This is a genomic window from Microbulbifer sp. GL-2 (genome assembly GCF_007183175.1).
Lineage (GTDB): Bacteria > Pseudomonadota > Gammaproteobacteria > Pseudomonadales > Cellvibrionaceae > Microbulbifer.
The window spans coordinates 558,177-571,429 of record NZ_AP019807.1; the positions used below are offsets into that span (position 1 = coordinate 558,177).

General features: G+C 51.8%; 14 protein-coding genes. All 14 read right to left on the reverse strand.

The features are described from left to right. Positions 1–142: 142 nt before the first annotated feature. The 14 genes from GL2_RS02480 to GL2_RS21395 all read right to left on the reverse strand — a co-directional run bounded on the left by GL2_RS02480 (position 143) and on the right by GL2_RS21395 (position 13,213). Positions 143–526 carry a hypothetical protein gene (locus GL2_RS02480; RefSeq protein ID WP_143729141.1) on the reverse strand — a complete coding sequence of 128 codons (384 nt, stop codon included), beginning with the start codon at positions 524–526 and terminating at the stop codon, positions 143–145. Positions 527–534: 8 nt separating this feature from the next. Then, positions 535–6,072: a hypothetical protein gene (locus GL2_RS02485; protein WP_143729142.1), complete on the reverse strand. Its 5,538-nt coding sequence runs from the start codon at positions 6,070–6,072 to the stop codon at positions 535–537. A 2-nt stretch (positions 6,073–6,074) separates the two neighbouring features. Then, on the reverse strand, positions 6,075–6,470 hold the full coding sequence (locus GL2_RS02490) for a hypothetical protein (protein WP_143729143.1): 396 nt from the start codon (positions 6,468–6,470) through the stop codon (positions 6,075–6,077). A gap of 4 nt (positions 6,471–6,474) precedes the next feature. Next, positions 6,475–8,697 carry a phage tail length tape measure family protein gene (locus GL2_RS02495; RefSeq protein WP_143729144.1) on the reverse strand — a complete coding sequence of 741 codons (2,223 nt, stop codon included), beginning with the start codon at positions 8,695–8,697 and terminating at the stop codon, positions 6,475–6,477. Between the two features lie 3 nt (positions 8,698–8,700). After that, positions 8,701–8,967 (reverse strand): phage tail assembly protein T, encoded by a 267-nt coding sequence (locus GL2_RS02500; RefSeq protein ID WP_143729145.1) that lies wholly within the window; start codon positions 8,965–8,967, stop codon positions 8,701–8,703. Next, positions 8,967–9,392, reverse strand: coding sequence for a hypothetical protein (locus GL2_RS02505; protein ID WP_143729146.1), 426 nt, complete (start codon positions 9,390–9,392; stop codon positions 8,967–8,969). The genes GL2_RS02500 and GL2_RS02505 overlap by 1 nt, the downstream gene beginning before the upstream one ends. Before the next feature lie 2 nt (positions 9,393–9,394). After that, the gene (locus GL2_RS02510) at positions 9,395–9,808 is read right to left on the reverse strand and encodes a phage tail tube protein (protein ID WP_143729147.1); all 414 of its coding nucleotides are present in this window, start codon (positions 9,806–9,808) and stop codon (positions 9,395–9,397) included. A gap of 26 nt (positions 9,809–9,834) precedes the next feature. Next, the gene (locus tag GL2_RS02515; protein WP_143729148.1) at positions 9,835–10,242 is read right to left on the reverse strand and encodes a hypothetical protein; all 408 of its coding nucleotides are present in this window, start codon (positions 10,240–10,242) and stop codon (positions 9,835–9,837) included. A gap of 88 nt (positions 10,243–10,330) precedes the next feature. Beyond that, positions 10,331–10,651, reverse strand: a complete 321-nt coding sequence (locus tag GL2_RS02520; RefSeq protein ID WP_143729149.1) for a hypothetical protein — start codon at positions 10,649–10,651, stop codon at positions 10,331–10,333. Beyond that, a complete protein-coding gene (locus GL2_RS02525) occupies positions 10,651–10,995 on the reverse strand; it encodes a DUF6864 domain-containing function (RefSeq protein ID WP_143729150.1) in 345 nt (114 codons plus the stop codon). Before GL2_RS02525 ends, GL2_RS02520 begins: the two co-directional genes overlap by 1 nt. Before the next feature lie 241 nt (positions 10,996–11,236). Then, the gene (locus GL2_RS02530; RefSeq protein ID WP_143729151.1) at positions 11,237–12,055 is read right to left on the reverse strand and encodes a BRO family protein; all 819 of its coding nucleotides are present in this window, start codon (positions 12,053–12,055) and stop codon (positions 11,237–11,239) included. Between the two features lie 16 nt (positions 12,056–12,071). Continuing rightward, on the reverse strand, positions 12,072–12,314 hold the full coding sequence (locus GL2_RS02535; protein ID WP_143729152.1) for a hypothetical protein: 243 nt from the start codon (positions 12,312–12,314) through the stop codon (positions 12,072–12,074). A 490-nt stretch (positions 12,315–12,804) separates the two neighbouring features. Continuing rightward, positions 12,805–13,023, reverse strand: a complete 219-nt coding sequence (locus GL2_RS02540) for a hypothetical protein (protein ID WP_143729153.1) — start codon at positions 13,021–13,023, stop codon at positions 12,805–12,807. Between the two features lie 28 nt (positions 13,024–13,051). Then, complete coding sequence (locus GL2_RS21395; RefSeq protein ID WP_172621034.1) at positions 13,052–13,213, reverse strand: hypothetical protein; 162 nt, start codon at positions 13,211–13,213, stop codon at positions 13,052–13,054. Between the last annotated feature and the right edge of the window lie 40 nt (positions 13,214–13,253).

Here is a 13,253-nt window from a genome sequence, read left to right on the forward strand (position 1 = left end):
CAGTTAACCACCAGGAAAAGAACTGCCAGCTGAAAGTAATATCTGTCGCCTCTTGTCCACCAAGAGATTGGTGATAAAAGAAATCTACCGACAATTTACCGATGTGAACAGTGCCAGATTAGGTCTCTAAAGGGAAATGATTTTACCCGCTAGGAATCGCCATAGCCGCAATCGAACTATGCACAGCCAGACGGTTGGCCACTTCGACAATGCAATCAGACACCAGGCCCGCTACATGGTCGGCGACGTTTACCGCTTCGCCGCCATCGGTTTGCAGGGTTTTAGTGGTGACATAAACGCTGGTCATTGGGTCGCCAGCGCCGTCAGTTTGCACGGTGTTCTGGTCGTCAATCACGGCGATGGTGCATTTCAGTACGGCGGCTGCGGGGGTTTCAGGGGTTGCGGCTTCGGCTTTCTGAGTTACTGTTGCACGCACAATAGTGCCGGCACTGTGGCCGTCGTCGATGGTGTAAGCGAACTGCCAGGCCTCCAGATTCGGCACAGTTTTTGGGGAAAAGCTGGGCATATTGCCTCCTATGGCTTATGGACTCCGTTGTGGGTGATTACCCGATGTAATGGATTGATGCCGGCGGCGTAGCTCTTACCGCCCACAGAGATTTTGTACACGGTACGCAGGCCGGCGCACTCGACCCGTTCGACGCTTTCCCAAGTGAGCGGCTTTTCTTTATGCAAAACCCCCAGTTCAACGCCCTGGCAGTTCTGCGCTTCATAGACACGGCCTTCACGGTCGGTAACGGGGGTTTCGCGGCTGCAAATAACCTGGGCGCCGCTTTCTGTGGTGAGTAATATGCAGGGTATTTCTGGCTCTGCATCTACCGCGCCGACAATGGGGCTTAGGTGGGTATCCTCGTCGCCGGTATCCCAGCAGTCGATCAGGTCGCCGCTTTGGCAGTTGTCCGCTATTAAACCTTCGCGCAGCCAACTACCTGCAGCAACGCACCAGTCGCCCGGGGGACGTGTTGAACTGCCACCATTCGAGGGCGTTGTAAGTCTGCCCACTGTGCGGCGCCAATTGCCGGCAGCCAATGTAGAGAAATTTGTAGTCGCGTAATAGGTTACCGCGCCGCCTTTTTGTTCAGGGTCATCGCAGTACACGTAATACCTCGTATTAAACAACAGCCCAGTAATGCTGCCAGCGTTATAGCTGATGGTGCCAAAACCGAACTGCACCGAGTGCGAGGCAATATCAATCCTTGCAGTGCTGCCTGCATCACTAGCGGAAAGTGCGGTACTGGTGGGCAGGCTTGCAATACTGGATTGAATCATCGGCAGATTGCGCTGATCCTGAACCTCCACCACATCGATTTTCACATAGTCAATCAGCGTTGAGCCGATTTTGTTCAGGTAATTACAATAAAACAGCGGAGAAATAAATCTTACGTTGGCCTGCAGTTTAGCCGGGGCGCCTATGTGGTTGGCACCCCTCGTGCCGCTGTACTCGGCATTTCCGCTAGCATTGCTTTTGACATAGGCCACCAGCGTCTCCCAACTTTGCCCTACCAGATTTAGACCGCTGCCCAGTACATAGTGCTGACTGCCCACGCTATCTGCACCGGATGCATTGCAAAGATTGCCTGCTGCATCATATCCAGCCAGGCCCGCATACATGGTGCGGTCAGCATCGCCATTGCTATACACATAAACCCTAGCTTCAATGCGGTACAGCTTGCTGGGATCAAAGGGAATTTTTTCCCGGTGGCTGATGCGCACATAATCGTAAAAACGTGCAGCGCCACCGCCAATACTACTGCTGCCGCCAGGGTAATATCCTAGAGTGCCAGAGCCTGCGCTTTGCTCCCAGTAATCGGAATAATTACTATCAGAAAAATCCTCTAAAAAGGTATTACGCATGGAGCGTATTTGTGCGCGCTCCTGTGGTGTTGCGCCGTTAGTGGCACCGTCTTCGGGTTTGTTCAGTCCAAAGACGCCTTCCCAATCTGCACGCGAACCGGCAATTTGATCGATCTTAATTAGAACCTTTTGTCGTGTGCTGTATACCGCCTGCCATTTGGCTTTCCAGGTGCTCCTATCAATGCTTGTATAAGTTGAAGTGTCATTTACTGCGGCACCGGTGAGATAAATGGAAAGAGCAGTTATTGCACCGCTGTAATTGGTTTTCTCGATGGTGATGCCGTAGCTATTGGCCTGTCCCTCGATATCTACCTGTTCTGCCAGGATCTGGTTATATTCACGTACTGCAGTTAATTTTTCTGCCGGATGCAACTTTCCATCTGCAGCAATATTGTTGAGGTCCAGCAGTGCGGCAGTGGCATCAGTCTGTGCTTCTTCGGCTGCATTCGCAGCGGCTTCTGCTTTGGCATCCGCTGCAGACACACCCAGTAGGGCCTCAGGGTCACCACTACCGCCCAGGGTAACCACAATGCCCCCATAGGTGCCGCCGTCTGCAGCGTTGGCCCAGATAGAGATTTCATTGGCACCGGCCTGCAGAGTGACCGGGAAGGAGTACCACTGGCTGGCATCATTCGGCCCACTCATTACCCCAACCTGTACACCATTCAAACCAACGCGCGGACCACCCTCGGCATCGTATGCCAGTACATGGATAAACCCTTTTCCGGCAATCGCGTTAAACGAATATTTAGTGCCGCCGGCATAGTTGGTATTAGTAGGCCAGAGCAACCCGGATGGCCGGCCATCCCACTGAAACTGCAGCGTGGCCCCAACCATACCCGCTTCCCGTGCTTGCTGGGCGATGGCATTGAGCAAACCCTGGCGCGCGCTATAGGCCGCTTCCCAATTGATATTCCAAATGGTGCGGCTTATCGAAGTACTGGCTGCGGTATCGTTCCAGGTTGGAGACAGTCCGCCCAGGTAACTGGTGAGTGCGGCCAGGTTGCCGGTGTAGTTGCCTTTTTCGATTACCAGGCCAGCGCCATCAGCCTGGGCTTCAATACCCGTTTGCTCTGCCAATAGCTGCGCATACTCGCGAATAACAATGAGCTTTTCGTTTTGATGCAGCACCCCATCGGCGGCGATATTGTCCAGATCCGCCAGTGCGGCCTCAGCATCTGCCTGTGCCGCTTCGGCTTTGTCGATGGCCTGCTGTACTTCTGGGGCAAGCGCTGGGTCTTCATAGTCGGTATAGGGCGTGCGCGACTTGGGTACAAAAAGAACCCGTGCGGCGTTGGTACCCAGGCAATTACCGCCCTGCCCTGCGCGTCCGGGTGTGCTGGGACTTTCCCCATAGCAGGCGACGATTTTATTATTGCTGAGCACCGGCATCGGGTTCTGGGTGCCGTCTACCAGCAGCACCATGCCACCAGGTGCGCCGCCACCGCCGCTGCCGCCGGCCACGCTTAAAGGGCTACCATCAATCGCCCGTCCTGGGGCGCCATCGCCACCGGTGGTATTGATTGTGCCACTGACGCCGATAGCGATACCGCGTGCAATCACCACGAGACCGGCACCACCCTGCCCGCCAGCACCGCCAATGCCTACCGGCTCATAGCTTCGATCGCCGCGCAGGTATTTCATACTCTTGCCGCCACTGGCGCCGCCAGTGCCGCGCAGGTCGTCAGGAATACCCTGTAAATCCCCCGCATTATTTTCGATGTTTAGCGGCGGCATCACCGCGTTGCGACCGGTAACGACTTTGCCGCGCACGCGGTTGTAGATATAGCGGTTAGTGTATTCCGCCCCTGCAACCCGGCCTCCACCGCCGCGACAGGAACCGAGAAACCCTACCCCGCCGTTACTGGGTACACCACGTAAACTGCCATCGATCTGCAATACACCGCACACACGCAGCTCGACATTATCGGCAACAAACAGCACGCGCCCGGCGGGGATAGTTAAATCCCCCAGGTAATAAAAAACCGTTCGGCTGTTATCCGCACCGTATAGGGTGCCATCTGCGGTTAAAAATCCACTGGCATCGATACTCAAGCCACTGGCGGTCATGGCTGTACCTTCGGCGTTATACCAGGCATCAGGTAATTCGCCGTTAGTGCTGCTGCCTTCGGGCTGATCGGCAATCATGCCGGCGGGCTGATAGCTGCCGAATAGATCTACCGAGACCGCACCGCTGACCTGATCGATGCTTATGCGCTGCACTTCCATGGCGCGATCCAGGCTGTACTCATCGAGGCCCAGGGCCGGCAGCAGGCGGATATAGTCCACCTCATAGCTATAATCGGCTATGTAATCGTTACCGATATCCACGCGGACCAGCTCGATCTGGTTGCCGTTCCAATCGGTATTTTGGGAGAGGTCTACCGTAGCTTCGTGCCACTCGCCTTTATTGGCATTCAGCCGGTCGATCAAATCCAAAATCTGATCAGCACCATCAGAAAAATACACCGTGCTCTGTGTGTGTCTAAAAAATACCTTACAGCCCCAGCCTTTGGCGATCGGTTCATCACTGGTACGCCGCACCCGTATTTTAACAAAGGGGATATCCGCCCCAGAAAAAGTCGGCGAGAACTCGCGACTGATCCAGGGGTTTTCCCCTTTTACGGTTACTGCAAGCACACCACCGCTGACGCTGGACGTGGCGATACCGTCGCGGGCAATCCAGCCTTCATTGTCACTGGTAAAATTAAAATCGTAGGGCCTGTCTCCGCGGATAGAGTGGTCACGTAATTGCGGCAAGCTCACCCGCACAATATCGCCCACTTCCAGGTCGTTATTACTTGGTAATAGTCCCAATCGGAGGCTTAAAGGTGGGCCGGCGAAACGATCGCGCAGAGCATCAAAAGTGTTTTTAATTGTGGTATAGGTATGACGGGAGTTGTGCAGGCCACGAAACTTCAAGCTGTGCTGTTTCGCCTCGCCATGCACAGCAACAGAATCCGCATCAATTAAATTATTAGAGCGCAGGAATTTGCCATCAAAGCCCGGCTGCTCAAACCAGCTCCACTGCACCGAGAAGATATTGCGCACCCCGGCCAGGTTGTATTTGAGTTCGCCCAGGCTTTTCACATCATCGGGGCCGATAGTTGCTACTGTGCCGGATTCAGCCAGCACCCCAGCCATGCGACGAAAGCCCAGCTGGCCGGCGGCATTGACCGGCATAAAGGCACCGAGTAATAGATTGATCTCGGTCTCGATAAACTTCTTGCCATCGGTTTTTTCCAGGCCATCGAAGCGCAGGATCTTGCCTTTGCTGTTGTCGCTGGGCTTGTACCAGTCGGCGCCGATGTTTTGGAATTCATCCAGCACCACGAAAGCGGGATCTATACCCAGGTGCCAATTACTGGGCAGTACGTTATTGGTGCCGATAATCTTTCCAGTCAACAGTGCATAGGCCAGCTGCGGGCCTGGGCCCTCCAGGTAGATAAACTCCTCAACCTCTACGCCGCTTTCGTCGTCGCTGTCTTCGGGTAACTCATGATCGCGGGCAAAGGTGCCGAACAAACCCCTGGCGCAGTTGGTAAAGCTGCTGCCAGTTTTGCCGCTTGCGCGTACAATTTCAAAGCCGTCCTGATATTTAATCTTCAGGTAATACACGAATTGGCCAGGGGCATCACCATAGGCAATCGTATGCGGATTGGCTTCAAAGCTGCTGGTATCGAATACCTGCAGAGTGGTATCAGCTTTAGCGAAATTCGCAGCCAGGCGCGTGGTATTAGGTACAAAAATATCGCGGCGCATTTCACGCTGAATATCCCGGCAGCGTACCCGGTACACGCCCTCAGCGTAGGAAATGGATTCCTCGGCAATCTGGGTTTGCTCCAGGCGGAACTCATCCCAGTCGAGCCCGGCAAAGCCCTGATATAAGCGTACCGTGCGGCCCTTAATACCGTTGCCCTGCTCCAGCTCGTCGCGCAGCACATAGGACAGCTGGCCACCGATATCCACCACTTCAAACGAGATAGCGCCGATCTGTGCCAAGCCTTGCTCTGGAATGAGTTTCTGGCTGGTTGCACTGCACTTTTTTAAGGTGCCCAGAATCACGTTTAACGGCAGGCCGGGGATATCGTTGTGGCTGGTAATGTAAAGCGGCAGGTCGTAGCCGATTTCGATGACCAAACGCAGCTCACGCTGAGCCCCCCGGTTGTACAGGTCAAAAATTTCTGAATTGTTGCGCATGATTAAGCTATGACTTGGACGGTAGTGAAAGAGAAAATAAAGCGGCCATCTTTCTGGCGCTGCTCTTTGAAGGATTTATATTTGAGTTGCACTTGTTGCGGAAAATCGGCAGCAGCAGCCGTGCCATAGGCATCGAAGGTAAAAAACTCACCGAAAGCACAGCTTCTTTTAAACTCCCGCCAACGGGCCAAATCTGTATAAGTCAGTATTAGCGGTACCGTCTGACAAAGGTACTCTTCCTCAAGCCGGTAAACTGTGTATTCCGTTTTGCCACTGAGCGCTTTGTGCTCTTTACCTTCGGGGCGGTCGCTGCAATCGTAGCGTTTTAGCTTGGCTTCAATCTGATAGTTACTGCCATCACCGACAATAGAACGTGTTGGAGTGTATTGAATTAACATGACCCTACCCCCTTAGTTCCTGTGCCTGACGACTATCATTGGGGATTACTACTAAATCCTCTTCGGCAAACATGGAAGTCAATATTGGAGCTACCTTGCCAGCCACAGTCTCGGCATTGTCACCGACCAAATCGCCGTTAACATTAAGATTCACCACCATGCCCAACGGTCGGTGTTCCCCCTCCACAAAACCATCATTACCAGAACTGGCAAAACTCTCTGATGGTGTGGCTGCTACCGCACCGCCGGTACTCATGCTGGGTGCGCTGGCATCACCAGATACGCCGCCGGGCGCTTTCAGCGATGACAACATGCCGGCAATCTGCACCCCTTGAGTGATAGCCCCGGCGATCATTGGAATATTTTGTGGAAAACCGATCTCTGAAGCTTTAGCAATATTCTTTACTAACGAGACTCCAGTAGAGAAAACAGCCATAGCCATTTCTGCCTTTGCCGCTTTTTGGTTATAGGCAGCGGCGGCAGACAGTATCTGCCCGGCACCGGTAGTAAACATTTTCAGCTTGCTTTTGTTGGAAGCCTGCTCGAGCTTTTGCCGCTGTTTTGCGTGCTTAGCTTCCAACAGGGTGAGTTTCCGCTCGTAGTCATCGTGAGCTATCAGCTTGCTGGCGAATGCCCGATCCAGCAGCGCCATTTCTTCATCTTGCTGCACCTGCAGTTGTTCCATCTCGGTGAGCCAGGAAAGCTGCAGGGTTTCCAGGCGGGCTACCATACGCTGGCGCTCTGCTTCAGTAAGGCCATCGGCACCAGCTTGGTTACCATCGCCTTCACCACTCTCCGAGCGCGCCTGCTCTTCCGCCAGGGCCATTTGATAGCGTGCTTTCTCGCGCTCGGCATATTCAGCCCTCAATGCCTCGGTAGATTCGAAACCTCGCTTTCTAAGTTCCTGTTCAGAAATTTGTAACGCGGCAATTTGTTGCAGTCGCTGCTCATGATCCAGTTGAATCTTGCCGCTCTGGTCGGCGAGAAATTGATCCAGCTGACTCAACTGCAGAGAGCCCGTATCTTGCTGACGCTTCAATTCAGCCGCCGCGCGGTCCCGCTCTGCCTGCTCGTTGTATGCGGCTGCTGCTTCTGTCGTTTTCCGCCGCTCCTCCCGCTGAGATTTTGCCGCTTTCAGGTCTGCGGCTTTGAGTTCCTGCAGCTGTGCGCGGTATTTTTCTACCCAGTAACTCTGTTGCTCAATTTGTACCGTTACGCCTTGAGCGGTCGCTTTCTCCAGTAGTTTCTGATGCGCGACATACTTATCTTGCAGCTCGAAATATTTATCTGCGCTCTTCTCGGCTTCCGTTGGCATCAACACGGTGCGCCACCAGCTCACAGTGTCGGCCACAAAGCCAACGCTCTTGGAGGCCTCCTCGGTCCTGCCCATGGCCTCCAGAAACTCTTGCCAGTTCTGGCTTAGAGTATCGACCTGCCCTGCAAGCCCGCCCGCTTCACCAGAGCCAGCCCCGCCTACCTGTTGCGCCAGCTTGGCCAGGATGAAGCGCTGCGCTTCGGCCACTTGGCCGCTCGCCTGCATAGTCCTGATCTGTTCTTTTTCTGTCTCGGTAAACGAAACTCCAGAACGCTTCAGTGCTGTCAGGCCGCTTGCTGGATCTTCCAGCGCCTTACCAAGTTGTAACGCTGCACTTTTGGCATCGCCACCCATTACCGCTGCCAGGTCTTGCGATAGCACAATGGCTTGGTCAAACACGTCGGTTTGCACTGACTTGAAGGTAAGCAGCACACCCTGCGCATCGCGGATACCGGAAACACTGGCCAGGGTATTGCGAGCCACCGATCGCGCCTGTTCATCCAACTCCTGCGCGGTGCGCCCACTGGCGTTACCCGTTGCTCTCAGCAGCGCCTCAATCTTGAGCTGCTGCCGCTCCATCGCTTCGGCAGCGCGGATGCTCTTATAGAAAACAGCGGTAACACCGGCCACCCCGGCACCAAGCAGTGCCCAGCTGGCCGCACCAGTAGTCAGCAGGCCATTGAGCGCACCGACTCGACCGGAAACCCCACCCAAGGGGCCATCAATCGCGGCGACGCCCTGAGCAGCACCGCGCATCGAACGACCGAAAACATCACCAGCGGCGCTAGTGGACTTTATCTCGCGGGTGAGCTGTTTATTGCGCGCGGCGGCCTGGGCCATCTCCCGCTTATATTGAGTGGAGCGCAGCTCCAGGTTTGCCACCATGGTGGCCATGGAAGTTTGTTTTGCCATTGCTCAGCTCATGGAGTTCCAGATTGCGATTTGTTGCTGCACGGTTTTTGGCTTGTGCGGCTGAGGTAGGAAGTTAGAGACTTTGCCCCCCAGTGTGCCGGCGGCAATGTGGGCTAGCTGCCACTGCTGGACTTCGGTATTTAGGGGACGCTCAGAGTGATATCCATACCAGTGGTCGAACTCGGTAGAACTCATGGAGCGCAACATGTTGAAATAATCGGGACGGTTAAAATCCCGCGCGAGCTGCCGGGCAAAGTAGAAACCCGGCACTAACCTTTTTTTTCGGTATCCTCGCTTTCTGGTTCGCTGCTCTCTCCCTCAGTGGATGCTTCTACATAGAGACCGGATAACTTGGCCGCAGGCACATAAAGCACATCAATCAACTTAGGAGTCACACTGCGAATTAAACCCTGATGGATCTGCTCCAGTGATTCCTGACAGTCTGGTTTCATCCAAATCGCATAGGCTACCAGCAGCAATTTCTTGCTCACCTCTCCCAACCGGAAAGCCCAAAGCTGGCCGAAGTTTTCCAGTTCGGTTTCGGGTACCTCTTCATCCTGCGGCAGTGGAATATCTTCAGTAGTCTTCTGCAGATATTCACAGCGATGGTAAGCGCTCAGCTCAAACAGCTCTACTTTCTGCTGGCCAAATAAAACAGTTTCAGATTCTAAAATAGGGGTAGGAATAGAATTCATGATTAGCTACCTGCGGTTACTGTGGGTTTACCGGAAATCTTGAACTTCACGGTGCGGGTAATCTTGTCATCCTTGGGCACCGCCTTACCCCAGCCGGTAATATGGGCGATTAATTCCACCGTGGTACCCTCGGGATACTCGATTTTATAATGTTTATTGGTATCTGAATCGTAATCAGCACGCAAAGCCTGCTGGCCACTGTCGCTCTCATTCCAAATCAAGGTAATGGAGACCTCACCGGCATCGCGTAAGCCAGAAGGGTCGTAGTCCATATATCCGCTGGTGCCATCAATCGGCGTCATCTCAACAGAACCGCGTGACTCCTCACCGGGGTCGATATCCAACATGCCCGCCACTGGCGTATAGGAAGTGCCATCATCACTGCGGGAAAATTTTGTTTTATAACCTTGTGCCATAGCTAAGACCTTATTGAGTTGTTTAGTTAAAGGGCTGAGGGTTCGGTGGAGTACTGGGCTGTATAGGTCAATCGAACCTCGCCCAGTGGGTGATCCTGATCCAGGGCAAACTGGGTTTGGCTGAGTAGGAATAAGTCACAGCTGCCATCCAGAGAGGCATCCTGCAATGTGCTCTCAATATCTGCAGCCGCTTGATCCAGTGCGGCATATATATCGCCATCGCTCTTTACTAACGCAGCAATGGTCAGATCCAATTGCCGACTGGTGCCGCCATGCATTTCGTGGCCAGTGTTTTCGGTAGCAAAGCCCACCACAATGGCTGGTAGATTTACTGAATCAATTTCTTCTGTGGTGCCAGGGGGTGGGAAGAAGTAGCCGCTGAGGTTCTGTAACTCATCCTGTACAGCATCTCGGATGGTGATGCGTTGGGTCATTGGGATTGCTCCATGAATTTTGGGCATAAAAAAACCCGCTAGTGCGGGTTTGGGAACCATGAAGAATTAATAGGTTTGCATATTTCAATTAACTTGTGGATTGTCTTCTTTTACCAAAAGCATATCCCAAATAAGTAGTTATAACTGGAAGAATCAATTTCCAAAAACTTTCAATATCACCCTTTTCCACTGTGTCAACATACATATATGAGATGCCAACCGCAATAACCACTAACGTAATTACAAATGCGAAAAAACTTTCTGAAAGAAATTTTTCAAGAATCTTTTGCTTGAAATTTATGCTTAACTCTCTTTTTGCTTTATCGTGCTCGAGTTCGACCTTAACTTGCTCTAAAGTAATACGAGTTTCAGAAGAAGGAGGCGGCACATCAAATGCTGTTTGTTCCATCAGCTAACCTCCTTGGTATAGAAGGTGTACTCTAAGCCATAGCTGCTAGTACCTCCTCTCAATGATGTACGAAATAAAACGAATAACTGTTTACCATTCAAGTGACCAATTCTTATTGGTTCAGCGGGACCAAATGACACTCCATCCGGATTGCTGAAGACAATCGCTAAGGTATTAGGATTTAACAAATCTAGATCAACACTAGATTCCTTACCTTCTAGTGAGATTCGAAAAATCACTTCTAATAAAGGAGATTCTGATAAAACAAACCTTGTATCAGACAAATCTGAGCTTTCCAATGTCCCAGATTCTATGATCCTAAAATCACCGTGGTAGATTTTCATTCTTCTGCTCCCCCATCTAAAACTTTGAGAACGCCGAATAGTAACATCGGAGTGACAATTATTTGATACTACGTTCAACTGGGGAGCTTATTGAAGTACTTGTAGGCCTCCCTCCCACTCATAGTCCTTACCCATCTACCAATAAAAAGACAGCAGCCATTGAACACCCAAAGGAGAATGAAAAGTGGGCGAGCGCTATTTCCTTGCGGTATTGTATTCACGCTCATGGCCGCCGTGAAACTTAAACTACTTTGAGGAAGGAGCCCCCTGGCAACTTATCCCGCAGCTGTTCCGCGTACCGAGCAACCTCTTCCAATACTGCCTTACGCCATTTGAGCTGCTGCACTGGAGCGCCACCGGAGTGATTCTTACCGGTATCGCAATAACGGCCAAACTCTTCACCCTTTGGGGTTAGCTCCCAGCGCTTCTTGCGTGGCTTATATTCCACATGCTTCTGAAGTCCCATTCGCTGTAGGATGGCGTTGAATTCACGCGCACTCATTTCGTACGCTTTACCCAACTCCGATGGCGTGTAGAGAGGTTCGTTATTCTCAGCCTCCAGGTGGGTTACCCCCATCAGCTTCATTGGGCTGATGCCGGTGGTTTCTTCCACTACCCGATTGGCCAGTAAGATTGCCTGATTACCCTTCATGCCCATTCGCTTGGCTAATCCGTGAGCAGCTCCAAATGAGCGATTGGCCACTACCAGCAGCTTGTCACCTGACAACTCTTCTTTAGGTTCACCGTATTGACCCGTCTTTCGAATGCTGGGCAGAACCTTATGAGTTACCCAGCGTTTGAACGCTTTGGCTTCAACTTTCTGGCTTGTCAGGATTACCGAGTACAAACCCGCCTCATTGATGAGGTTCACACCACGATTTCCAAAACCGACGATCTGTCGGTTTTGAAATTCATCCTCATCAAGCTTTCTTGTCATTGCTTGAGCATCGGAATACCCAAGCACTTCGGCCACATCCTTAGCCACAAACCACGGCTCACCATTTTGCTCAACGACACGAACTTGATGACTTTTGAAATCAAATGGAATCACATTACTCATAATCACTCTCCTGTGGTTAATGTTCAGTATTCCGCCGGCTAACTATTTGTCCGGCGGCGTAGGTCAGGCCATCCAGAACCGCGCCCTCTTCGCCACAAAGGGCATTGAGTGCGGCGTTTTTTACGGGGGAATCGGGCCATTCCAGAATGCGCTGGCGGGCCATGTTTAAATACTGTATTTCGCGTAACTGCTGGACTTGAGCCGGCGGTAGCGCACGGTGAGAGTGATCAATCTTGGAGATTAATTGGGAATCGGCCATGGGAAGGCTTCCTGATAAGTTTTAGTTTCTAGCGGCTGCCAGTTAGTAGCTGGCAGCCGGGTCTCAACTAGAGCCTTATCAGAAGCTCCGGGCCTATTCCCCCAGAAGGGGTCTTGTATTACGCCTCTCGACCCGGCTATAAAAGCTAGGCGTGCCAAATTGCAGGCACAAAAAAACCGCGAGGCTGTCGGGTGCGGTAACCGCTAATAAGTTCTAGTCTTACCAGTGTCCACCAACCCGCAGGGAGCTGTCAAGCCCTCAGCCTGAGGTTAGGCTACCCCTATCCCAATCTCCGTTTAATCACTCCAATTATATGGTTTTCTATACAGCTGGCTTTCGCAGGCAATAAAAAACCCCACCAGCGGTGACTGATGGGGTTTTTTATTGTTATTCAGGGGTTAGTAGCGGTTAACGCTAAGCTAAATGGACCGAAAAGCCGCTAGGCGTTTTGTGCCCATTTCGAGCGCCTTGTTATATTTTTAAATCGCATTTAGGAAACCTCTAACTCGTATTTTTTGTTAACCTCTGCAACTACCTGAGCTAGAACTCCAAGCATACTATCTGGACCACTCCAATCATAACCACTCAACCTAGTTCCACCTTCTGGAACTCCAAATACCTTCATACCTTCTTCATAAGAAGGGTGATTCTGAAGTTCTTCATTTATAGCATCAATGAATTCTGATTCATTAACAATGATTTTTGACATACACAACTCCTTCTGCTGAAAAATGCAGTTAATCGATTTGTCTTCGTAGATCTAATATTGCCAGCATGACAGTTTGAAGCTCTGCATAGTCAACGGACTTGGAAAGGTCTTCATCAGACATCTTTAAGACCCTAGAAGCTAAATCGTTAACGTTAATCTCTAGTTTCTTATCATCACTTTTATAATCCATGCTATCTCCTTATCTTTGGACTGGGTAAAATAGAACGTCG

Coding starts and splice junctions, on each gene's coding strand:
- GL2_RS21395 (WP_172621034.1), bottom strand. CDS start 13,213: ATGGATTATAAAAGTGATGATAAGAAACTAGAGATTAACGTTAACGAT.
- GL2_RS02520 (WP_143729149.1), bottom strand. CDS start 10,651: ATGGAACAAACAGCATTTGATGTGCCGCCTCCTTCTTCTGAAACTCGT.
- GL2_RS02530 (WP_143729151.1), bottom strand. CDS start 12,055: ATGAGTAATGTGATTCCATTTGATTTCAAAAGTCATCAAGTTCGTGTC.
- GL2_RS02485 (WP_143729142.1), bottom strand. CDS start 6,072: ATGCGCAACAATTCAGAAATTTTTGACCTGTACAACCGGGGGGCTCAG.
- GL2_RS02535 (WP_143729152.1), bottom strand. CDS start 12,314: ATGGCCGATTCCCAATTAATCTCCAAGATTGATCACTCTCACCGTGCG.
- GL2_RS02510 (WP_143729147.1), bottom strand. CDS start 9,808: ATGGCACAAGGTTATAAAACAAAATTTTCCCGCAGTGATGATGGCACT.
- GL2_RS02525 (WP_143729150.1), bottom strand. CDS start 10,995: ATGAAAATCTACCACGGTGATTTTAGGATCATAGAATCTGGGACATTG.
- GL2_RS02495 (WP_143729144.1), bottom strand. CDS start 8,697: ATGGCAAAACAAACTTCCATGGCCACCATGGTGGCAAACCTGGAGCTG.
- GL2_RS02515 (WP_143729148.1), bottom strand. CDS start 10,242: ATGACCCAACGCATCACCATCCGAGATGCTGTACAGGATGAGTTACAG.
- GL2_RS02490 (WP_143729143.1), bottom strand. CDS start 6,470: ATGTTAATTCAATACACTCCAACACGTTCTATTGTCGGTGATGGCAGT.
- GL2_RS02540 (WP_143729153.1), bottom strand. CDS start 13,023: ATGTCAAAAATCATTGTTAATGAATCAGAATTCATTGATGCTATAAAT.
- GL2_RS02480 (WP_143729141.1), bottom strand. CDS start 526: ATGCCCAGCTTTTCCCCAAAAACTGTGCCGAATCTGGAGGCCTGGCAG.
- GL2_RS02505 (WP_143729146.1), bottom strand. CDS start 9,392: ATGAATTCTATTCCTACCCCTATTTTAGAATCTGAAACTGTTTTATTT.